The 22,984-nt window shown below is 39.9% G+C and carries 17 protein-coding genes; 3 read left to right on the top strand and 14 right to left on the bottom strand.

The features are described 5' to 3' along the window. The 9 genes from KHS79_RS14440 to KHS79_RS14480 form a co-directional block, all read right to left on the bottom strand. Nucleotides 1-4,168, bottom strand: a 4,168-nt coding sequence (locus KHS79_RS14440) for a DUF4347 domain-containing protein (RefSeq protein WP_212719914.1), incomplete at its 3' end; no start/stop codon positions are given. Nucleotides 4,169-4,650: 482 nt separating this feature from the next. Beyond that, nucleotides 4,651-4,977: a DUF6916 family protein gene (locus KHS79_RS14445; protein ID WP_212719915.1), complete on the bottom strand. Its 327-nt coding sequence runs from the start codon at nucleotides 4,975-4,977 to the stop codon at nucleotides 4,651-4,653. A 338-nt stretch (nucleotides 4,978-5,315) separates the two neighbouring features. Next, the gene (locus tag KHS79_RS14450; protein ID WP_212719916.1) at nucleotides 5,316-5,861 is read right to left on the bottom strand and encodes a phage tail protein; all 546 of its coding nucleotides are present in this window, start codon (nucleotides 5,859-5,861) and stop codon (nucleotides 5,316-5,318) included. 65 nt (nucleotides 5,862-5,926) lie between these two features. After that, nucleotides 5,927-6,442, bottom strand: coding sequence for a phage tail protein (locus tag KHS79_RS14455; RefSeq protein ID WP_027707073.1), 516 nt, complete (start codon nucleotides 6,440-6,442; stop codon nucleotides 5,927-5,929). Nucleotides 6,443-6,478: 36 nt separating this feature from the next. Beyond that, nucleotides 6,479-6,982 (bottom strand): phage tail protein, encoded by a 504-nt coding sequence (locus KHS79_RS14460; protein ID WP_027707072.1) that lies wholly within the window; start codon nucleotides 6,980-6,982, stop codon nucleotides 6,479-6,481. Nucleotides 6,983-7,050: 68 nt separating this feature from the next. Next, complete coding sequence (locus tag KHS79_RS14465; RefSeq protein ID WP_230400362.1) at nucleotides 7,051-7,569, bottom strand: GNAT family N-acetyltransferase; 519 nt, start codon at nucleotides 7,567-7,569, stop codon at nucleotides 7,051-7,053. Nucleotides 7,570-7,799: 230 nt separating this feature from the next. Next, nucleotides 7,800-9,929, bottom strand: a complete 2,130-nt coding sequence (locus tag KHS79_RS14470; protein ID WP_212719917.1) for an HlyD family efflux transporter periplasmic adaptor subunit — start codon at nucleotides 9,927-9,929, stop codon at nucleotides 7,800-7,802. After that, the gene (locus tag KHS79_RS14475; RefSeq protein WP_212719918.1) at nucleotides 9,929-11,362 is read right to left on the bottom strand and encodes an efflux RND transporter periplasmic adaptor subunit; all 1,434 of its coding nucleotides are present in this window, start codon (nucleotides 11,360-11,362) and stop codon (nucleotides 9,929-9,931) included. The genes KHS79_RS14470 and KHS79_RS14475 overlap by 1 nt, the downstream gene beginning before the upstream one ends. Nucleotides 11,363-11,489: 127 nt before the next feature. Then, nucleotides 11,490-12,320, bottom strand: coding sequence for an efflux RND transporter periplasmic adaptor subunit (locus KHS79_RS14480; protein WP_212719919.1), 831 nt, complete (start codon nucleotides 12,318-12,320; stop codon nucleotides 11,490-11,492). 598 nt (nucleotides 12,321-12,918) lie between these two features. Between KHS79_RS14480 and gbpA the strand changes: the two genes are divergently transcribed. Next, nucleotides 12,919-14,379: an N-acetylglucosamine-binding protein GbpA gene (gene gbpA / locus KHS79_RS14485; protein ID WP_212719920.1), complete on the top strand. Its 1,461-nt coding sequence runs from the start codon at nucleotides 12,919-12,921 to the stop codon at nucleotides 14,377-14,379. Between the two features lie 90 nt (nucleotides 14,380-14,469). On the opposite strand, the gene KHS79_RS14490 is transcribed toward gbpA, so the two are convergent. Next, the gene (locus KHS79_RS14490; RefSeq protein ID WP_212719922.1) at nucleotides 14,470-16,557 is read right to left on the bottom strand and encodes a ricin-type beta-trefoil lectin domain protein; all 2,088 of its coding nucleotides are present in this window, start codon (nucleotides 16,555-16,557) and stop codon (nucleotides 14,470-14,472) included. Nucleotides 16,558-17,188: 631 nt separating this feature from the next. On the opposite strand from KHS79_RS14490, the gene KHS79_RS14495 reads away from it, so the two are divergent. Next, nucleotides 17,189-17,683: a GNAT family N-acetyltransferase gene (locus tag KHS79_RS14495; RefSeq protein WP_212719924.1), complete on the top strand. Its 495-nt coding sequence runs from the start codon at nucleotides 17,189-17,191 to the stop codon at nucleotides 17,681-17,683. A gap of 521 nt (nucleotides 17,684-18,204) precedes the next feature. Beyond that, entirely contained in the window at nucleotides 18,205-18,924 is a 720-nt protein-coding gene (locus KHS79_RS14500) for a hypothetical protein (protein WP_094788497.1), read from the top strand. Nucleotides 18,925-19,359: 435 nt separating this feature from the next. On the opposite strand, the gene KHS79_RS14505 is transcribed toward KHS79_RS14500, so the two are convergent. From KHS79_RS14505 to KHS79_RS14520, 4 genes are all read right to left on the bottom strand, one after another. Beyond that, entirely contained in the window at nucleotides 19,360-20,352 is a 993-nt protein-coding gene (locus KHS79_RS14505) for an LPP20 family lipoprotein (protein ID WP_212719925.1), read from the bottom strand. A gap of 44 nt (nucleotides 20,353-20,396) precedes the next feature. Then, nucleotides 20,397-21,704 (bottom strand): hypothetical protein, encoded by a 1,308-nt coding sequence (locus KHS79_RS14510; protein WP_212719926.1) that lies wholly within the window; start codon nucleotides 21,702-21,704, stop codon nucleotides 20,397-20,399. A 122-nt stretch (nucleotides 21,705-21,826) separates the two neighbouring features. Further along, complete coding sequence (locus KHS79_RS14515; RefSeq protein WP_094788500.1) at nucleotides 21,827-22,429, bottom strand: penicillin-binding protein activator LpoB; 603 nt, start codon at nucleotides 22,427-22,429, stop codon at nucleotides 21,827-21,829. Further along, nucleotides 22,429-22,980 carry an LPP20 family lipoprotein gene (locus KHS79_RS14520; RefSeq protein WP_094788501.1) on the bottom strand — a complete coding sequence of 184 codons (552 nt, stop codon included), beginning with the start codon at nucleotides 22,978-22,980 and terminating at the stop codon, nucleotides 22,429-22,431. Before KHS79_RS14520 ends, KHS79_RS14515 begins: the two co-directional genes overlap by 1 nt. Nucleotides 22,981-22,984 lie beyond the last annotated feature (4 nt).

Here is a 22,984-nt window from a genome sequence, read left to right on the forward strand (position 1 = left end):
GCACTACAGTAACCGTTGAGGCAACGGCTAATGAACCAGTGTTATCCCCCCCATTGGCGGTGCCACCACTGTCCTGAATACTGGTTAAAGTCACCACCCGGTTACTGGTGCTGGGCGAGTTACTGTTATTCTGATAACTCATGTTATCAATCATCGTTTCAGCGGCTGCGACTGACAGGTTACCGCCCGTCATGGTCACTGTAGCGGTGGTGCCAATCACCATCACACTGTAATTCAGACTATTGCCCGCCGTGCTGCCATTGGTGCCATGGGTCAGCACAATGGTGGTGCCATCAATATTAATCCGCTCATTACTGCCATTAGTCACGTTAGTGATAGTAAAGCTCAGCCCGGTAATATTCTGCCCCGATTCCACGGTATTGATATTGGTACCGGTAAACAGGCTGGCGGCTGCACCACCTTCAGTAAAGGTCGGGTTGCTGGCATTGGCGGTTAAGGTAGGCTCATCGTTCACGCCCACGATGGTTACCGTCGACGCCACGGAAATAGACGCGGTATCATCCCCTCCATTGGCAGTACCACCGCTGTCTTGAATACTGGTTAAGGTCACCACCCGGTTGCTGGTGCTGGGGGTATTGCTGTTGTTCTGATAACTCATGTTATCAATCAGGGTTTGCGTGGTGGCGGTGGACATCGTGCCGCCGGTCAAGGACACAGTAGCGGTGGTACCCACCACGCTGACACTGTAACTCAAGCTATTCCCTGCCGTACTGCCGCTGGTACCGTGGGTCAGCACGATGGCCGTGCCGTCAATATTGATCACTTCATTAATACCATTCGCTACATTGGAAATGGTAAAGGTAAAGCCCTTGATGGTTTGCCCTGCTTCGACGGTACTGATATTAGTGCCACTGAACAGACTAGCGGCGGCGCCACCCTCGGTAAAGGTCGGGTTGCTACCATTAGCGGTTAAGGTGGGCTCGTCATTGTTTTGCACTACAGTAACCGTTGAGGCAACGGCTAATGAACCGGTGTTATCGCCGCCATTAGCGGTGCCGCCACTGTCCTGAATACTGGTTAAGGTCACCACCCGATTGCTGGTGCTGGGCGAGTTACTGTTGTTCTGGTAACTCATGTTATCGATCATAGTCTGTGCTGCTGCGGTAGACATATTGCCACCGGTCATGGTGACTGTGGCAGTGGTACCGATCACCATTACACTGTAATTCAGGCTATTCCCAGCAGTGCTGCCATTGGTGCCGTGGGTCAGCACAATAGTCGTGCCATCGATATTGATGCGCTCATTACTACCATTGGTGACATTGGTGATGGTAAAACTCAGGCCCGTGATATTTTGCCCCGACTCCACCGTACTAATGCTAGTACCACTAAATAGGCTGGCGGCTGCACCGCCTTCAGTAAAGGTCGGGTTACTGGCATTGGCAGTTAAAGTCGGCTCATCATTAACCCCAACCACCGTTACCGTCGAAGCAATAGCCACAGAAGCCGTATCATCTCCACCATTCGCGGTACCACCACTGTCTTGAATACTGGTTAAGGTCACTACCCGGTTACTTGTATTCGGCGTGTTACTGTTATTTTGATAGCTCATATTGTCTATCATGGTTTGCGTCGCTGCAGTTGACAGTGTGCCTCCCGTCAAGGACACGGTAGCGGTTGTGCCAATCACCATCACACTGTAATTCAGACTATTAGTCGCGGTACTGCCACTGGTGCCATGGGTCAGTACAATCGCGGTACCATCAATATTGATAATCTCACTGCTGCCATTAGTCACGTTAGTGATGGTAAAAGTCAGCCCTTTAATGGTTTGGCCTGCTTCCACGGTACTGATACTGGTACCACTATATAGACTGGCCGCAGCGCCACCTTCGGTAAAAGTAGGATTACTGCCATTACTGGTTAAGGTAGGCTCATCATTGTTTTGCACCACCGTGACGGTTGAAGCAATGGCTAATGAGCCAGTGTTATCCCCACCATTAGCTGTACCACCACTATCTTGAATACTGGTTAAGGTCACCACTCGGTTACTGGTATTGGGCGAGTTACTGTTATTCTGGTAGCTCATGTTATCCACCAGCGTCTGAGTAGCTGCCGCCGATAAAGTGCCGCCGGTCAATGATATGGTTGCCGTGGTACCTATGACACTGACACTGTAATTCAAGCTATTACTCGCGGTTGTACCATTTGTGCCATGAGTCAGTACAATGGTGGTGCCATCCACATTGATACGCTCATTACTACCATTAGTGACATTGGTGATAGTAAAAGTTAAACCACTCACTGTTTGCCCTGACTCAATAGTGCTGACACTCGCTCCGCTAAACAAGCTAGCCGCACTCCCTCCTTCTGTATAAGTGGGGTTGCTGGCATTCGCCGTTAAGGTAGGCTCATCGTTGACAGCCGTCATCACAACAGTTCGAGTATCTGAACCACTGGCTGCATTTTTGTCCGTAGCGGTAAACGTAATGGTGCGATTAGAAGTGCCTGGATCTTGAGTCGTAGAGTCATAACGAATGGACTGCAACACTTCCTGGACATTGGCATTGGTAGCATCGCTGTCAAAGGTAATGGTTAGCTTGGTACCACCAGTGACAATACCTCCACTCGCGCTGAGGTCACCAATATCAATACCATTAGCAAAAATATTGGTACCACTAATGGTAATTGCGGTACCGTCACCATCACTGTCAACAATACTGATTCGATCACCCGCTTCTGCATTACCAGTAATTTGCACTGATAAAGAGCCACCATTCCACTCTGCATCTCCATCGGAGTCACTCACGGTACCGGCACTGTCGATCTGAGTCGCTGCATTACCTTCGGTATAAGCTAAATTGGTATTATTAATGGATACTGCAGGTGTCGCATTCGCAGGAATTTCAGCACCAACTTTTAAATTATCCATGAAGATCCAGTGGGTGTTGGCCACGATTTTCACTTCATCAACCGACCCCCAATTTAATGTCCAAGTACCAGAGCTAGTATCTGCCGCATTAAAGCCTTGAGACTCTACTTGTACTCCATTACGAAAACCATAAAAAGTAATAGTGGCATTAGCAGGATTACCTTGAGTATCGATATTGTAATCAATACTGGTGAATTTAAAGTTGGAGCTGTCACTGGTATAAAAGCGTGTACCAGTAGTATTCACATCATTAGTTAAACTACCTTCATGGGCATAAATTCCGGTTTCGCCTCCAAAACCATTAAACCGCCAACCATCATAAGAAATATCATCAATCACTGTGCCATTGGCAATTACTGCGGTATCAGACAGTCCCAATCCGTCATAATTAGTTGTTTGGTCACTGGAAATAGGGAGTGCCATTAAATAGTCATATGATGCAAGCACTTCTGCATCAAAGGGTGAGTCTGTTGACACATCACCCGTTGTATACTCAAAATGCCAGTTTCCACCTAATTCATCACCACCAGTATCATCCGTAGAGGCTGCAATATCAGCATCTGTGAAACCTGCCAAAGCTTGAACAAAAGCTTCACCTATAGAGCCTTTCCCTACGTCACAGCCATACAATAAAATGTCGCCTTGCTGGCTAAGTGCAGCACCAATATCTGACAAGTGCTGTGTATAATCAGCAATATTATCTGACGAAACAGTTATATTGCCTAATTGCAGCTGTCCATCATCACCATGCGAAACAACATGAATAGCATCCAGGTTACTATATTCAGCCAGCGCGTTAGCCATTTGCTCCAGACCATTTTGTTGCGCCTGAATAATGACAACATCAACAGACTCATCTAACCCTTCCACTAAGGACTGATAATCTGAAACTCGACTGTCAATGAAGATAACTGTTTTACTTTTATCTGACGCTTCTTCGCTATTTTCTGTTTCATTATTAGTTGTTACAGGCTGCATCAATGCCTGAGCCAAATCTTCTGATGAAGTATCCTCCCCAGTTGAGTTTGTGGAACCTTCACTAGCACTCGCAGTATCTGCAGCTGTTGCGGCAGCAGCACCATCAAATAAAAACCGCTTTTCTAGTGCAATTAAACATGAGGCCGATGAAACACTATGCAGCAACGAATCTTGAAAAGGCGAAGAGTAAGTCTTTTTTTTGCGCAAGAGCGTATTTACTCTGCCACGTAAACCATGTTTGAAGTATTTATGAAGAAGAGAACGATAGGGAAAACGATGCTGACTTTTAAGTTGCATGGTTTCGTGCTCCTGCAAATTTCGCGAATTAACTAGACAATCCAGTCTATAAAAGTTTCGTGCATAAAAAGGTACAACATGCACATTGGATAACTTTCTCTATTTTTAGAGCCTCTATTTTAAGAGCATTGCAATCTCATCATTATGAGCAACAATAATATAAAATAGAACAAAAACACCAAATGTTATATATTAACCATCAGTTTCACAGAAGCATCCATGCAAAAAATTAAGGTTACATTGAAACCTCTCCTAAATAATAGATAGCAAGTAACACCAAAACTATTAGCCAAGGCCAGTGCGCAAACCAGAAAATTTTTTTTCGGCGTGTTAATGTTAAAACTCAGTCTAAATATTAGTCCAATAAAACACTACAAACAATCACCAAAAAAGCGTATAGCTTTATGACTCTAAGACAAAACGGTGATATTTTTCATTAAAACTTAATACGCTCAACCAAAACTCATTCCCAAAATATAAACTCAAGTAAAAATAGCTTCATATAAGTAAAACGCCTGACCACCTTGATCTTCTGGGCACTCATGACCAATTGGCACCAAAAAAATATCAAGCCGCCCCATTTTTTCATGTTCCAAATGATATGTTTTTTGTGGCAACAGTATTTCGTCTCTGGCTTTAAAGAGTAAGGAAAACTGATCTCGTCCACCTTTTTTAATTGCTCTATATAACTGTTTAACTTCAATAAGTTCTATAAAGAAATCTACACCAACATCCTTAACAATAAACTTCTCTTGAATGTGCTTACCGAAATCATCATGCTTTAGCTGGGCAAGTGTATCAACCTGCATAGTGCTCTCTCGTCCCTTCGTCAAAGGCATACCCTATATGTTAGGTATACATGCTGTTATGTGTAGTTTTTAAGACCGAAATATGAGTAAAAAATTGTCAAGTTTAAATAGGTTAAACCGGGGAAAAGCCTGGATTACACCTTTCGAGCACACCGAGAACCTTTCCCTGTGAGCCTGGTTGCCGCTCCAAACCCCATAAAGTTTATAAGGAATAACTGTACGTTTTTATGACACCCTGTGTTCAATAACACCTAACGTTAAAAAAACAATACTCATAACAAAGGGTTTAAAAATGCATCATAAAGGATATAACACGGCATATAAATTATTATATTTTTTTAACTTCGGTTTGGATAAATCCCCATTAATGCGATACAAAAGTTGACCGCTAAAAATGGCTGTCTGTTTTCATGAGCTTGCCCTAAGCCTGTTTCAGTTAAAGCTGAAGAGGACAATGGCATTAAGTTATCAGGGTTATTATAGGTATCTATAGGATAAAAACGCCCTCCTCGCCCTGGAACACCTCCTTTTGCTAAATAGGCTGCTGTGGTTTGGGTTTCCTCTGCATCAGCATCCTCCGCGTACATTTGGTGTGTATGGGCAGGTATAGTGGCTTGAGTCAACACGACTTGTTCCGTCCCTCCTCGTTCAGCCAATAATCTGGGTGTCAGCCCTGGACCATTTCCGGGATGCATTGGCGCCCTACCTTGTAAATTAGGTAATCCCATCGTAGTACGACCATCCCCACCATATGTAGTACCTATTAAAGAGAATAATGCCGTATTTTCTGCTATTGATAACAACCCACCATCACAATATGCCCAGCCTCGTGGTGAATAATTACAGCCCCATAATTGAATTTGTGCAATAAATGGTTCTGACATAGTTTTAAGCTCCTGCCTTTATAAATTAAGGTGACTCTAAAAATAGTAATTTTGTAGAGCTGCCTTTAGTTGCGCTGGGGGTAAATACCTTGTAATGCAATAATAAAATTGACGCAAAGAAAGGGCATAACATTATTATGTGGCTGGCTGCCTCCAGTATTGCCAACCTGGCTTGCTGACATGGCAACTAAATTGGCATTTGTTGCTGAATAAATGGGTTGACCATTGGCCAAAACCCGACTTTGAGGTTCTATACTATCTGCCGTATTATTACTTGCTTGCAGCTGGTGAGCATGTGCAGGCATCTGGGGAACAGTTAGCGTCACTTCCTCTACCCCCATTCTCTCTCCAATACTACGCGGGGTCAGCCCTGGTCCCGTTCCTTGGTTAACGGGTAGTCGGCCACGCATATCGGGTAATGCAAAAGTACTTCTGCCATCCCCTCCATAACGACTCCCTAGTAGAGAAAATAACGCACCATTTTCAGTTACAGGAATCAGGTTATTATCACAGAATGCCCAATGCACAGGAGCAAAGTTACCAGCAAAAATTCTGATTTCACCAATAAAGGGCTCAGCCATTATTTTTATCCTCTGTTAATTATTGGTCCTAGAGCGTTAATTTCTAGGAGGAAATAATCCGGTTAGCGCAATACAAAAACTTATCACCTGAGATGGCTGCATATTAAAGTGAGCTTCACCACCTCCAGTAGCCATTAACGAATTTCCCATCTCTACTAAGTTGGTTGCAGGCCCATAAATATTTTTACCTGATGGCTCCATGGCTAATACTTGATTACTTGGCTCGTTCGTTGCGCCCGGCTGGCTGTTGGCTTGCATTTGGTGCGTATGCTTAGGTAAGTTTTCAACCATTAACCTGACAGTTTCATTACCTCCACTTTCCCCTATTCGATAGCCATTTCCCATATGAATGGGGACACGACCCTGTAAGTTAGGTAAACCAAAGGTGGTGCGGCCATCCCCACCAAAAGCAATACCTAGTAATGAAAACAAGCTTGGGTTATTCGCTATTGGTAAATTTTGTCCATCACATTTGGCCCATGTTCTGGGGGCAAAATCAAACCCAAACATATTTATTTGGCTAATAAACGGTTCAGACATAAAATGACTTCCTTATTTGTGTTGTTTTAGTATATCCATGAACTGGATATAAACTCTTCACGAATGTATTAAGCCATCATCTCCTTTGTGGTTGGATACCATACCATTCGTTCATACGGTGGGTAAAAACCATCAATTTTAAATCCTAATTTTTTATACAGTTTTTTTGCAGTCCAGTTTGCTTGATGAACACTTAATATCAACGAGGAACAACTTTTAGCCGCGGCAAGCTGCAGTGCTCGTAATACACTCTCCCCATAACCTTTATTCCTTGCTTCTGGGATAAAAGCTATATCAATGAGATGAACTGCATCATCAGAAAAATCAAGCGTTACTCGACCAATAGATTGCTGTTGTTTTTCAACAATAAAATAGAAAGCATGTGGAAACATATTTTCATATCCAAGGGTTTGAGCATGACATTGCTGCTCAATAAGTGTTTCCACAAAGTCTTCATCTCCATCAATGAGTCTTAGATCATCACGTGTAGAGCGATAAAGTGTATTAATGAAGTATTTATCAGAAGAAGTCGCAGGACGGAGTGATATTCCTCTCGCGAGTCCATTCAGGTCCATTGAGTTAACCATTACTACTCCATTTAGCATTCTTATTTTGGAGGTTACGTAGTATACGTAAGTATAGTGCGAATATTTTTTTTGCCTATGCGCTGTTGAAGAAGAGGAGATTATCTCAGAGTAATCGCAGAAATTGTTTGTAAGAAATAATGATTGCGCTAGGGCCTGTTGCACCTAGCCTTGTGCCAATAGCTACCAAAGACAGGATAATGCTCATTGATTTTTTAAAAAAAGTGTCAAAATCAAAAGCTAGTCTCTCTGATAAAAACTTGTAAAACATGATTAATAAATGATTCCATCATGCTATATGAATTTACATCTACGGATACTTGCCCTTTGATGATGTGCGCTAACTTGGTCTGCAATTGCTGTTTTGGTTTCAATGTTATTAGAAAAAGTGCCTCTTCATTGATAAGTGCACCGTTACTTTCAACCCTTACAGGAATATCACCTCCATGAATAGAAGCAAGATACGGGTTATCAAGAGAGTGGCTATGCATCATGCTGACTGATGCTATCTCACAATCAATAGGCTCAAGCTCAGGAATATCTGGATAAAATCTTGCTGAAGCGCCAGTAACGACTTTATTAAGATCCTTCTCGGGTACATAGGCTTCAATCATTCCACTTTGAGGGTCAACTACTAATGCCATCTGCTGTTTTGAGTTAATCCAAGTACCTTCCATTAAACCATCTTTTAACTGTAATATTTCTCCAGCAATTGTAGCCTGTATTGACAGTTTATTTTGCTTTTCTATCAACCCCTGAAGTTTACTTTCTGCTTCTGCTAACTGCTGAGCAATGACGGGAGTCGCATCCAACATTTCTGGCGTTGAGCCACTCCGCTTCAATAAAAGCTGTAGCATATTATGACGAGCTTTTACCCGTTTTATCTCATAAAACAAACCAGGCGTTGATAAATTAAATAACTCATCACCGACTTTAACTTGCTGGCCATGCTTAATAGCAACCTGACGTATTTGTGCATCAACAGGGGGGTAAATACGCTGAAATACGGTAGATGTATATATACCAGGCAGCTCAACAGACGAAAACCAGGGAAAGCAAGCTACAAATAGTCCCAAGCTAACCAACAAAGGTAAAATCACTTTACGACGTCTAGGCAATTGTTCTCTAAGCTTCCACCAAACTTTCATTTCATTCACAATAGGCTTAATCAACAAAACAGCAACTTCAACAATAAAAAGAATGATACCTAATAGTTTAAACGCAATATGATAAAGAAGAAGTGCTATACCTAAAAAAAGGAAAAAACGATAAATCCATGTCAAAAACGCATAAACTATCAAAGTGTAGTGCCGAACTCTAGGAAATATTTCTGGAGGCTCGGCATTTATTCCAAAGAGCCATTCTCGAAGCCACCACTGTGCTAATGCAAATGACCTAGGCTGCAAATTAGGCGTATCCAGCACATCAACTAAAACATAGTACCCATCAAAACGCATAAATGGGTTCAAATTAATTAATAAACTGAAAACCCAGGTCGTCGTTGCTACAATAAACATAACAGACTTTAGCCCCCCTTCAGGAAGGAAGCTCCACAAAAATGTGGCAACACCTGCAATGGCCAGTTCTGTAGCAACACCGGCAATACCAATTTTAATTCTTTGATTTCTTTTTCCTAGCTTCCATGCCTCTGTTGCATCCGTATATAAAACAGGCCAAAGTACCATGAATGCAACGCCCATTGAGGGTACTTTTAAGCCAAAGTGTTTACAGGCATAGGCATGCCCAAATTCATGGGCTACTTTAATACAGCTTAGGGTAATAAAAAAAGTTAGCGCACCAGAAAGACTGTATAAGTGACTAAAACTATGAAAAAAATAGTCCAACTGACGTAATACTAACAAAATACCTAGCAGTGTCAGTATTAAAAAAAACATAAGCACTTTAGTTGTAAATAAGCGACGAATATAAGGGTATGTCGCTGTCAAAAAGCGATCAGGCCTTATAAGTGGAACTCTAAAAAACAAATAATTTCGCAGCAACCAGCTTTTCCAGCCTCTATTGGCTGTCAAGTGCCGATCAATAAGTATTTGATTTGCTTTCTTATCTACAACTTTAAGCAATTCATTTTTAAATAAAAATAAGAGCAGTTTTTCGACATCTTCCAGTTCAAAAAATTTTTTACTATTTTTATTACAATATATTAAAACGTCTGCCACTCGCAGACGTTGCCAATAAGTCAGTAAGATAAACTCTCGCTCACCGATATAATAAAACCGTTGACTGACAGGATCGTGTAAGGTCCAGGAAGGCTCGCCAGTTGGTGCTCGTGGCCCAGGTAGTAGTTGAAGTTCCTGACGTAGTTCGGGCAAGAGGCTGTTTGAGTCTAATATTTTTTCACTCATTATAAGCCAAACCAGCGTCTGGCTTCAGAAAGAGGTCTTCTAAAAATGTAATAAATTAAAGGGACATGATCAGCATAAATTTTCACAACACCTTTCAGACCAAGCCTGGGTAACTGTTCCTCTGCTAAAAAACTTGCTTTTAAGCGATAAGCCAATATATCCCTCGGCGATAATTCAGCCTCATAACTCGTTTGTTCCAGTTTTGCCGGAATTGAGTTTAATGGGTCAATATTTAAAAATAACCTTACTTCCGCCCCTGACTCCAAATTAACCGCATCATCAACAGGTAACCAAATGTCCAACCATGTGTCATGGATATCTGCAATAGTCATAACTTTCTCACCTACAACAACTGGCTTACCAATCCAGTCATTCGGGTCACTAAAAACGACAACACCACTATGTTGAGCCACAATTTTTATTCGCTCCATAAGTGCTTGTTGATAATCCACTTCTGCTTTTTTCTCTGCTAGTATTGCCTTTAAGACTGCCAGTTCAGCTTTACTTTGCATATTGGCAAATGCCTGTTGACTGGCTCGCATATAGTTTGCCTGCGCAACATCATATGCTTTTACTGCCAAACTATGTTGATTACGAATGACCGTGTCATCTAATGTGAAAAGCAAATCACCTTTTGCCACACTCTGATTAGGTTTTACTTTTATTTCTTTTACCACACCTTCCAGAGGTGCAGTGACTAATAATGGTTGACGTGCAACCACTTGGGCAGAGGCTAATACGCTTAAACGCACAGGTATTACACTCATCATTAATAGAGTCAGAGCAACCCACTTTTTCCGCCCCGCAAAAATATGCTTAACCTGTCGTTTAAAAGTGCGTTTGGGGGTTAATACTTGCCAGGTATATGCATATGCTTCCATTAACCTCATCAATATAACTTTATCACTTTGCTCCCATAACGCCCTTCTAATCAACCACACGCCACCTAATAACTGCCTGTCCTTGCCAAGTAAAGGGCACCACAAAACATGCCCTGGACACCAATGACACCATTCACTTCTTAATTCATCAGTTAACATACCTGCTTTTATTTCCAGAATCTCTGTTAAAGAATGGTGATCTGCAATATGTTTAAGAGCAGCTTGTAACCAAATAATAAACGGCGACTCTTTATCAACTGTTGACAATGATGAAGCTGTTACCGCAAGCAATGATTGGGCAGTATTAACTTTGCTTTTTTTTCGGGAATTAGTTTGCTGACACGCAAATAAAACAGACTGATCATAAGGAATAATGCGAATGGTTTCATTGCTAATGGTGAAAAAGAGTTCAACTTCTTTTTCTAAGAGTTTCAACTCACTCTCTAAAGAAAGTAGTTCTAAGAGACGTTGAAACTTAGGGTCATTGTTAGCGTCATTGTTCTGCTTTAACCGTTGACTCTGCTTACTCAATTGAGCTTGCGGGGTATCCATACTCTATCCTTGTAAGAACCCATTGAAAGCCACAAAATCCCCTAAACTTGATTTGAGAAGGGTATATACTTATTGTGAAGTGCGTCTTTTCACCAAAAAACCTTCGCTATAAGAGTATAAGACGACATTAAAGCCCTTGTTTAGTGAAATCAGCTGTACCACTCATTCCTGCAATAAGTTCTGGAGGCTGATTAGCAATATATGCCTTGACTGCGACAGTCTGACTGGCAGAATCAACTTTAGGTATAATTTTTTTTATTACACCTTGATAGCTTTTTCTTGTCTCATCAATTGTAAGTTGAAAGTATTTTCCTACACTAAGCCAGCTTAACCATTCAGAAGGAACAAATAAGTCAAGTTTCAACGGTTCATTATCTATAATCGAAATAAGCGGTGTCCCATAAGTCACATTTTCATACTCATTTGCAATTCGTTCTACCACCCAACCATTAAATGGTGCATAAATAGTACAGTGCTTCACCATCACCTGGTTGTAATCGTACATCGCTTTTGTTTTCTCAACATCAGCCTCAGCAATAGCCAAATCTAAACGACTACCTGCTGATAAATTATTTAATTTTCTTTGTATTTGGTAAGTTGTTTTTGCTATTTCATATTGGGCTTTACTTGACTTCAAATTAGCTAGCGGTTCGTCACAATCAAATGTCACTAAAATATCATTTTTTTTAAAGGACTCTCCTTCTTTAATATTTAACGATGCAATACGGCCATTCATTTGACTGGAGATCTTAGCTTCTTTATTAGGGACAAGCAGCGCCCTCACTTGTTGATTGGTATCTGTTCCATCATTGACACCTTCGGTCGTTTCATAAGCCATACTCTTTTGTAAGAAACTGACTTGCAAAAATAGTGTGATAACCAGCAAAGAAACACCATAAACTTGTATGTCCATATTTTTATTAATAAATATCCTTGCAATATAAGTTTTAGTACTCACCTTCCTTGGAGAGTATCACAACACAACAACCTCTTTGATTTATATCACACTCGTCTTATAACTTTGTCACTATCGTTTATCATAAGTAATGCCTTTTTTTCAATATGATGACTTATTCAAAGAATATCTGACATAACATATTCATAATTAGACAAAATTTATTACATATACCCTTCACTATGGGTATATTTTGTGACTCACTACGGAAAATTTTATATGTCTATAATGACTTATTAGCATAAATGTCAAGTTAGTCGCCTAGTATTATATATATTAACCTGACAACGTGAACGCAACCCCTTCTTCACTCTTAGTTTTTAAATGTGAACGCAACTTTTTTCGCAGCAAATCTTAAGTCAAAAGCAAAACTATACCTATAACGAAGGGTTTTTAGGGCGCGGTCCCCCGGAGCTTATATTAATAAGTGACTGGGGTGGCAGTTAAATGCTCCTGCATAAACTGCATTCCCACCGTCCTTGGTAGTCAAGAGCGCTGACAACAAACCCTAAAAATGATTCGTGAAGGGTATATTTTCTTTAGTTAAGCACATGTGACTTTCGTTTTGCTGTTTTGTAAATAAAAAAATGAGACTTTCCTTATGATCAAGCAACATTCTCTTTTATCGCCACAATTAACGAAAATCGCACTAATCAGTTCACTCTTTATTGCCCAGGGTGTCATGGCACATGGTTATGTTTCCTCTCCTGAATCCAGATCTTACAAGTGTAAACTAGGGCATAATACAAATTGCGGTCCTGTTCAATGGGAGCCCCAAAGTGTGGAAGGCCTTGATCGTTATCCAGAATCAGGCCCTGCTGATGGAAAAATAGCCAGCGCCGGGCTAAGTCAATTTTCCCAGTTAGATGAGCAAACAGCTACTCGTTGGCATAAAAGCAGCGTTAAGCCAGGACCCAATAAGTTCTCCTGGCACTTTACTGCAAACCATGCAACACGTGACTGGCGGTACTTCATTACCAAAAGTGACTGGAACCCTAATCAGGCTTTAACCAGAAGTTCATTTGAAGCAACACCTTTTTGTGCAATTGATGGTAACCAGTCCCGTCCACCCGTTGATGTTACACATGACTGTAATGTGCCTGAACGTAGTGGCTATCATGTTATTCTTGCTGTTTGGGATGTTGGGGATACTGTGAATAGTTTTTATCAAGCCATAGATGTCAATATATCTGGGAAAGGAAATCCTGATCCAGATATTCCTGACGCTCAATGGCAAGATATTGGTGATATTAACCCAACAATGAATCTTCAATCAGGCGACATGGTTAAAGCGCGCTTTTTTAATAAAGATGGAGAGCAAGCCAACTTAACAACATCTATTACCATAAACTCGCCACAAGAAGGACAAAAAAATAACTGGCCTCATTTGCTTGCTACAGAAATCAATAATCAACATAAATCCCTTGCGGCTGGTCAACTGGGTAAAGATGGTAAAGTCGTTCCTGCCATGGGACAAAATAATATTTACGCACTAAAAACAAGTGATATCCGTCGTGCAGAAGTACAAATCGTTAAAGACCAAAAGCCCGATCCACAGGTTAATGTTGGCGGATTAAAAGATAGCTATGTTATTCAAAGCAATGAAGCAAATGTAGACTTTACCCTAACCAGCACAGAAAAACTGACTGTTGACTATATTGTATTTGATAAAAATAATGCACAAGTTGCATTTGGCTCAACTGCTGTTAACAACAGCACAGAAAGCGTCACCATTAATATTAAAAATGCCAAACCCGGTAACTACACCCTTGTTCTCAAAACAAAAGCCTTTTCTTTAGTACAACAAACTTACCAGTTCAAGCTGGTTAATGACTCAACTGATCCAGGCGATGATGGAAAAGATGGTCAATATGATTACTCATTTCCAGAAGGCGTGAGCAACTACAAAGCAGGTACTAAGGTAATTCAGCCTAAAAATGGCAAGATATACCAATGTAAACCTTTTCCCTATAGTGGTTACTGCAAACAATGGACTAGCACCTCAAATAATTTTGAACCGGGGGTTGGTTCTCACTGGAAAATGGCTTGGGATGAAAAATAAACAGCCTTAGCTATTATATGTCTACAACGAAAGGTAAAAAAATGGGGTAGCTAATACCCCATTTTATTTCGTAAAACTTTCAGTTACGCATTAATAGTTTACTGTCATCACTCTTTCAGGCTCAATATTTCTGACATAGTTCTTCCAGTTCTGGTACTCCTGAGAATCCTTATTAACTAGTTTGACTTGCCCATTAACAATGGCCAGAGACTTATCACCTAACTCACTCTTCAATGAGTCATCATCCCAGCGCCACTTCTGATTTGCTGCTGCAGAACAACTTCTAACGGTCAGTGTTCCATCATCTTCAGCGGTTAAGCAGCGATCTGCCGCAACTCGAGATTTATAACGCTGGTACTGATCAAGACCCCATAGCTGATTATTCGCATAATGACAGTCATAGCCAACTACAGCAGCCCCCTCATCAGTCGAGTTACCTGCTACATCCAAACAAATGCCGCTGGCACTGTCATATTTGTAAGCTTCTATTGAAACGTTAATTTCCGGCTCAAATACAGGGGCATCCCAGTTTACTGTAAAGACTTTAGGTAATGTATATTCTGTACCGTAAAAAGACCAAGGAGTATAGCCCTGAAAAAAACCTGCATATTGAACACGACCACCCAGTGCTCCAACATAAATACGATTATTAATTGTAAACCGTGATTGTCCTTGCCTATCTGCTGCTACCCTGAAAGTTGCACTAAAACCAGGTTTATAGTTAGCGTAAGAAGCAGCGGTAAATGCACTGTCTTTAAAGAACCAGTCACTGCACCATAATGCACAGGTATCATGAGTTCGCCAATTCTTACTCTCATCATCAAACTTACGATCCCAAACCCATTTGGCTCGGTCTTGACTTCCTGCCCTTGATTGGTTTTCAACAGTGTATTCATACGCCTTATAAGCGACCCAACGTTGACTGTTATAACTAAAGCTTCCTTTAGCATCGACTCCCACTGTCGGTCCTTTATCACCAACTTCTACTTTGCCACCCGCTTCAACCCCGATGGTTATTCCTGTTATTTCACGAATATCCGACTCTTTTGGCTTATTATTAGGGGTCGAATGATAAAGACGTACATCATTATCATTGGGTATCACTTCAACCCCGTATTTCATAGCAATGGGACCAAACCACGTAATACGATTTGCCCAACTCTCAAACCAAGTATGTTTATGAGTTGGTTTATCTACTAGATGCCAACCTGCACCACCACTTGCAGAGCCACCACCAGAGTCACCATCACCAGGATTTAGAGTAATTCGAACATATTTTGCGTTATCCGCATTACTGTCGCCACCACCATTAAACGGCACTGAACGGACAAAATCGATATTATAAAATAATGAAACACTGGCTTTTCCATCACAGGCATCATCAACCATGCCATTCCAAGTTCCATTATTGGTAAAACCATTTCCATCAAACTCATCACCTACACGACACTTAAAACCAACATGTCTGAACTCTAAAGGAATAGTAACTTCAGGACGATACTGAGTTCCTTCACTACTTGATGCTGCAGCAACACGGCTATAGGCTACGGCTCTCCGTTTTACACGTGTGGACTTTTCCTCATTAAACGATTTAGCATTACTCTCAGAATTATCCCAACCAGCAACAATATTTTTGACTTCAGTAATTAAATATTCTATCTGTTTACTGGCTGAAACTTCATTATTGACAGAAAGGGATTTATATTCTGGCTTACCATTTTTACGATGAACAGCAACAATGGAGTCAGTCAAACCAATACCAATAATCTCCGCAACTGACTGTGAAACATCATTGTTATTAACTGCACTAGTGTTATCAATAATTACAATCTTGCCTTTACGATATGCAGTTCTAGCTAAATTGATTTCATCTTTAGTTAAATAATTTGAGGTATTAATAATAACTAATTGAGATTGTTTTAAATCATCAAAACTATAAGCTGAAATTGTTTGCCAGTTCGTATCTTGAACCAAATTTGAAGTAAAATCACTAGGTGAAGATATTGTCGCAACTTGCTTTTGGGTGATTAAATAACCAGGCAACTCATTCTCTTGACTATATTCTATATTAGCTGTTGCAGGAAGATAGTTAAACAGGGAAACACCTATAATACCAACTTGCAGAGAAGTCCACAGCCTACGCTGTACAGCGCAGACAAGCTGCTTCTTACTTAACATCACAGTCCCCTTAATCATTAATTATTTTTTGTTTCTACTCGATCCTAAAACAACTCCCCCCTCTCTTCCTAATAGTAAATAATTTCTAAAGTTATTTTTTAATTCCATATTATTATACAGTAATATATTAATAAAATACGCAGCCCACTAGTTTCAACAGATCGCTTATTTATTCACAATAATCCTGCCTGCGAAACCCACCTTTACGCCCTCTCCTAGTTACAAAAAAACAAACCATAAGAACAACACTTCAAGTGTATTAAAAATCAGTTCACTTTTTTTCACTTTATCAGCTAAACAATCAACTCATTACAATTGAATACAAAATCGTTAATTCTATAAAATTTAATTAAAAAAACAACTATACCCTTCACGAATGATTTCTAGGTTTTGTTATCTTCTCTCCACACCCCAATCACCTATTAATATAGACTCATGGCGCTTCGTCACTCGATGGCCGCACCTAAAAACCATTCGTATTGGGTATAAAAAATTAATATTCCATTCACAAGTAAATTAAAGTATTGAAAGCCTGCGTTTTGCCGCTCTTTCATTACTTGAAGGCTTCCCTTAAAAATCCTTCGCTCTGAGTATAGAATGACGTATTAGAAAAAATGCAAGGATGACAAATATGCTACAAACCAAGCGTTTAAAACTAAGACAATTCGTCGAAAATGATAAACCAACGGTTATTGGCTTACTAAAAAACCCAGACTTCATGGCATATTCTCCAACAGGTGCAATGACTGATTCACAAGCTGAGCATCGATTTAACCAGCTTATTAAAGCATTTGATGAGGAAGGTATAGGTAAGTTAGCAATTATTGAAAAATCTTCTGGAAACCTAATCAGATACTGTGGAATTGAGTCTTTTGATTATAAAAGCCAGAAGGTAGTAGAGCTGGGTTATCGATTAAAACTTTCTGCTAGAGGTTATGGATATGCCTTTGAGGCTTGCAAAGCTATCTTGTATTTCGCCAAACAACTTGGTTATCTTAACATTCTGGCATTGACCGAAGTAGAAAACGCCCAATCTCAACACATTCTCTCCAAACTTGGCTTTGAAGCACGTGAAAAAGGAACCTTCCAAGGTATGTCCATTCAATACTTTGAGAAAAACATTTAACCAAAGTGTAATATAAAATACCAAGAACTAATTTCCGTGAAGAACCAGTAACCAAGTTTCCAAGGATGGATTTATGGCATCTTCAAAGAGTGTTTTGCCAACTATGGACAAAGCTGTTTCAGAAAATGGCTTCTTTAAAAATTGAAACTGTATGCGACCGTTCTGGAGGATAACCCTGTAACTAATGTGGAACAAACATTGCTGTAAAGAGTACTTTTTTCATTCAACTGATGAAAGAATACTTTAATAAAAAAAAGATTAGATTTTTTTTTGTTTTTCCCTGCAAACCAAAATTTTATTGCTATAGTTCAATCGTGTCATTCAATGTCGTGGAGTATATTGATACCCCCTGTTATACCCTTAGCAACAGCTTAAGGTATATTAATCAATAACTCCTCTGCAGGTAAGTATTACTTACATTTAACTAATGACACTTATCTACTCCTATCTTACGCAAGGATATTGCGTGAGGAATATTTTAATTTGTCATATTTACAACCACAAAGGTTAACGAGGGAATTATGAGCATCAATTGGAATGAAGGACAACTTATTACTTTAGGACAAGGTGAAACTGCCACTTGTAATGGAAACTTAAACAACGGCCAGCTTTACTGCTTGTTCTTCTATAATGCTGCTGGAAATGATGCAGATACTAATGTTAGTGTTGTATGGTCAAACAGCCAACCACCTGTTCAAGTACCCGTTCCAGGTACTACAGGTAATAAAGGTAAAGCAGCACTTTGCTTTCTTGACGGCAGTGAAACAAATACAGTTTCTGCTAATGTATTACAAGGCAGCCCTGGTGCAAAAATTCAGGCTTTTATTGGTAGTGTTAAAATGCCAATAAACACTCATGGTATTGAAAATAGACAGCTACCTTTAGATGGTGACCGCCATAGCTTTAATAAATTCACTCGCTACTATGCAGTTCCTGAGACTCATTGGTATGCAGCTCAAATTCAAAGCAATATTAATCAGTTTATTTCTGTACAGTTTGCAGAGCACCAAGCAGAAGTTAAAGTTGTAAATAGCGTTGTTGATCCAAACTTAGTCATTAAGTATGCAGGCTCTTCTCAAAACCTGGTTAAAGTTGAAAAATCAGACTCACAGTCAATTGCTTGGAACCTACAAGGTAATGGCCAACAGCTTGTATGGATCAATGCTGATAGTGTTCAGGACAGCCAAGGCGCTTCTATCACTGTCCAATCACTAAGCAATGTGTATGCTGAGCAAAGATAATTAGCTTTCCCCATAAGGGTTTACTAACAAATAAACCCTATTTTAGTCAGTTATCCTCATAACGCAGGATAACTGACTTTTTTTGTATTTGGGCCTGTTATATACCCAAAACGAAGGGTTTTTAGGGGCGGCTGTCAAGCGATGAAGCCCCCAGGCAAGTTTACTGCTGTGAAACTTGCGGTAGCCACTTTAACTGATATAACAGTGCTGCTGGGCGGTTATATTAATAAGTGACTGGGGTGGCAGTTAAATGCTCCTGCATAAACTGCATTCCCACCGTCCTTAGTGGTCAAGAGCGCTGACAACAAACCCTACTAATGTGTCGGGAACACATTAGAACAGCTTCGCTGGCCCGTTAGGGTGAGCGCTATGGATAGCGCACATAAAAATGATTCGTGAAGGGTATATCACTGTTAACAGGCCCTAAATAAGTAATCAACGATTAGCCTCTGTGGTCAGCATTGAATAAAAGTAAGCTGGTAGCACTTTCACCAGATGATCATTTAAACGTTGCTCTAAAAGACTCTCATCTTGTGAAGAAACTTTAAAAGGCCAACGTTTCTTTGCTAAGCCATTATCACCATGATAGATAACTAACTCTGCAGAACCTCTTAACCAATACCAGCCTTGCCTATAAGAAACAGGCGCCTTATCAACATTTAACTCTACTGAATAATTTGTCTGATCTGAAATAGAAATTCCTGCACCACTTACCACAGATGTAAGTAAATCAAAGTCCTGCTTCTTATCAGCATCAACCGCAAAACGAAGTGAAGACATCCCCTGTTGTATCTGTTGCTGAATAGTCACTGAGTTGATTTTACTTGTTATACCTCTTCCTGTTAAAACACTCAGCCGCTGGTTATCAGCCTCCCTCTTTAATTGGTAATGTCTTGCCTTTTCCAACGTGGCCAGTGCTACAAGAGGATTTGTTGCCTGCTGCTGTGCATACACAAGTGCATTATTAGTATTTCGATCAGCTGCCAAAATTGATTTTCTTAGCCTTCGCGCAAGGGGTGATTTCTTTAATACTGCCAGACTGTAATAACGCCCATCTTGTGACTTGTAACGCTCAACAACACGAACCCCTTCTAGTACTTGTTTTGTTTCAGTATTTACTTGCCGTGTGAATTTTTGCTCGTTAGCAAAGCGTTTATCATTCGCACTTCCCAACATACTCGTTTGAGAGAAGTCACTTGATACATCTGCAATATTTACTTCGAAAAATTTTGCTAAATTCGCTAACGCTCTACTGTCCGCTAAGTGTTGAGTATCTGCCTCACCCACTGCAATCACATACAGTTTTTCCGGATAGTCTTTTGGTTGAAGTGTAAGCCAATCTGGCCGTTTAAGCGAAGCTACACACCCAGATAGTATAAATATATAGAAAAAAATCGTAAATAAGCGAAAACTATCATTTATTTTCACGATTAAAACCTTAAATAATTTTTAAAGCACACAATAAGTAACCACTACATATAGTGACTATAAACCCGATTTGTCACTCCCGGTATAAAAAGCAGTACTTTCTGCCCCGCTTTTATATCTAACATAAACTCATCAAGCTTTTTCCCTTTCACTATTGATGTGGATAACGATGGCTCTTCAGCTTTATCTTTGAGTCGTGTAATAGAGAATAATTTATCCCAAAGATTATTCTTTTCTGCTGCTATTTTTTCCTTTACTTTACTTGGAAATAATTGATAGCGACCAGGAGCTAACCTAACTCTGGCTACCTGTATTGATGAAGGTAACATATTCCAGCTTCTTACATCAGCTGCTTCGGTTAATACTGAGGCAATATTTAATAATATTGAAAGTCCTTCAGTATTTTGCCCTTGACTCATTTTAATTGCTAAGTGTTTAGTAATCATCCGAGCTAGTGCTGTTGAATATATAACTTTTTGTTGTGCCTCTAGATCTTCTCGTACAATTTTTTCCACATTTTCAATTGGCACTGTGTTATATACTTTATCTCCAGCAGTAAATGTCAGCGGATTAATTAGTTTAGTTTGATCTGGGTAATAAGGTAGAGCCAGAGTAACATTATGCTCTAACTTTGGTACGTACACTGTAATAAAGTTTTGTTTTTTTGCACTTACTATACCATCCCAAAATATAACGGTTAGTTCTCCTTTTTTTGTATCTACTCGATCAGCTTTTTTTCCATACAACTTAACATATTCTTTATATTCGTTTTTTAAACCCAGCGAATAGCTACATCGTAAAAGACTGTTCTGTAACACACTCGGAATATCCATTTCTCTTTTTTTCATAAACCGAGCTGCATTTCGATAACTTATCATTGCGCTATCCACTTCATTGAGCAGCTCGTAAACCAGTCCAGCCAAATACTCCATACTCGCTAAACGACCTGTCATTTCACTGGTCTCCGCAAATTTCTTCGCTTTAACCTGAGCTTGAAGTACTTCTACTCGTGCTTCATTCAACTGCCCCGTAAGTAAATAATTAGTTACCAGAATCTGGTGTATGAGCATCTGTTCACCCGGTGTAGCCACATAACTTTTTAATGTATCATTAACTGTCACTGCACCTATATTTTCACTGACACTTATAGCTTCTACTTGCTGAATAACTTTTTTAGCTGTTTGTATGTCTTTAATAGAAGCCTCAAAATCTCCCGATAAGCTTTTCAGTATTCCATAATTTAAAAGAAACTGTACTCGATCACGCTCTGGAAAAGCTATCTTCTCTAATTTAGATAAAACCTGCTCTGGAGGATCACTTTCCAGTTGTGAGGCAAGAGAGTTTACTCGCATTGACGTTATCGAACATCCCTGTAGTAACGCACATAATAATACCCCTAAAATAAAGGGGTAATTATATCTTATGATTCTCATCAGTAAACTTTAGGGTAGCCTTTAGTGTATAAATAAATGATTTAATAACGAAACTTACTATTTTCAACAAGCTTTTTAATTTTTTTCTGTCCTAACCATACTTTTCTGTTATCCGCCATACTGACTAATGTTAAATCAACTTGGTAATAACGAACTTGTTTATTGTCATTTACATCAATAATCGTATTAATTTGTCCTTGCAACATAAAGTCTGCTCCACGTTCCTGACCAGCTGCATTACGCGTATCTTCACTTGCGTGTAAATCCTGATCCTTACGCTCATCACGAATTTCATTACGATCATTGCGTGAAGCTACAAACTCAACACGACCAGAGTTGACTAACTCTCGTTCCAACTCTGCGACAAATGTTCGTACATTAATATGCTCATGGCTTAAGTTACGTACAGAGCCAACAATAACAGCTGGCGTTTTACTTCTATGTGCTGAAAAATTAGTCAGCCAGGGACGACTAAGTGCATCAGTAATCATTTCCCTGGCTACTAATTGTGAATCAGTATCATTCCAGGCTCCACTGAGGTCTATCGACTCATCTGCTCCCATACGTGTAACTTTGGTCATATTACATGCTGTTAGCAACAAGCTCACTACACCAACCGTTAATACTTTTATTAAATAATTCACTACATATTTCCTTTCATAAAGCGATCAAACTTCAAGTTTGTATTTTTGATAAAACGTCTTTTAAAACTATCGCTTAATTTATCTGCACGCTTAATAGACTTTTCTAACTTTTCCAAATCAAGCTGCACGATTGCATAAATATCTTGAGTACTTTGGTCCCGCCAATGGCCAATAACCTTTACCCCGGTCAAAACAAGCTGCGTTTGTGCATTTATCTCACGTTCGATGTTTGTATCAACATCTTCACCATCACTACCCTGATAATCATTATGTACAGTATCCATTGAAACAGATAGTACTCTGGCGATTTCAGCTCTTGCACGATTTTCAGCTGTTGACTTCTGTAAGGAAAAGTCTCCGATATTTGGAGCCATACCTACACCAAAAATAAAACGGCCATCATCATTTGAGACTGCTTGTGTTCCTTCATTGACCCAATCCGGAGCTCCGTCAACACCAAGGTCACTTTTAACACGAGTTTCACCCGAACAGCCAACCAACAACACTGCACTCAACAACCATATACATATAGAGAAAAATCGCTTTTTCATTACC

Source organism: Zooshikella ganghwensis (assembly GCF_018263875.1).
Classification (GTDB): domain Bacteria; phylum Pseudomonadota; class Gammaproteobacteria; order Pseudomonadales; family Zooshikellaceae; genus Zooshikella; species Zooshikella ganghwensis.

Coding starts and splice junctions, on each gene's coding strand:
- KHS79_RS14445 (WP_212719915.1), bottom strand. CDS start 4,977: ATGCAGGTTGATACACTTGCCCAGCTAAAGCATGATGATTTCGGTAAG.
- KHS79_RS14450 (WP_212719916.1), bottom strand. CDS start 5,861: ATGTCAGAACCATTTATTGCACAAATTCAATTATGGGGCTGTAATTAT.
- KHS79_RS14455 (WP_027707073.1), bottom strand. CDS start 6,442: ATGGCTGAGCCCTTTATTGGTGAAATCAGAATTTTTGCTGGTAACTTT.
- KHS79_RS14460 (WP_027707072.1), bottom strand. CDS start 6,982: ATGTCTGAACCGTTTATTAGCCAAATAAATATGTTTGGGTTTGATTTT.
- KHS79_RS14465 (WP_230400362.1), bottom strand. CDS start 7,569: ATGGTTAACTCAATGGACCTGAATGGACTCGCGAGAGGAATATCACTC.
- KHS79_RS14470 (WP_212719917.1), bottom strand. CDS start 9,929: ATGAGTGAAAAAATATTAGACTCAAACAGCCTCTTGCCCGAACTACGT.
- KHS79_RS14475 (WP_212719918.1), bottom strand. CDS start 11,362: ATGGATACCCCGCAAGCTCAATTGAGTAAGCAGAGTCAACGGTTAAAG.
- gbpA (WP_212719920.1), top strand. CDS start 12,919: ATGATCAAGCAACATTCTCTTTTATCGCCACAATTAACGAAAATCGCA.
- KHS79_RS14490 (WP_212719922.1), bottom strand. CDS start 16,557: ATGTTAAGTAAGAAGCAGCTTGTCTGCGCTGTACAGCGTAGGCTGTGG.
- KHS79_RS14495 (WP_212719924.1), top strand. CDS start 17,189: ATGCTACAAACCAAGCGTTTAAAACTAAGACAATTCGTCGAAAATGAT.
- KHS79_RS14500 (WP_094788497.1), top strand. CDS start 18,205: ATGAGCATCAATTGGAATGAAGGACAACTTATTACTTTAGGACAAGGT.
- KHS79_RS14510 (WP_212719926.1), bottom strand. CDS start 21,704: ATGCGAGTAAACTCTCTTGCCTCACAACTGGAAAGTGATCCTCCAGAG.
- KHS79_RS14520 (WP_094788501.1), bottom strand. CDS start 22,980: ATGAAAAAGCGATTTTTCTCTATATGTATATGGTTGTTGAGTGCAGTG.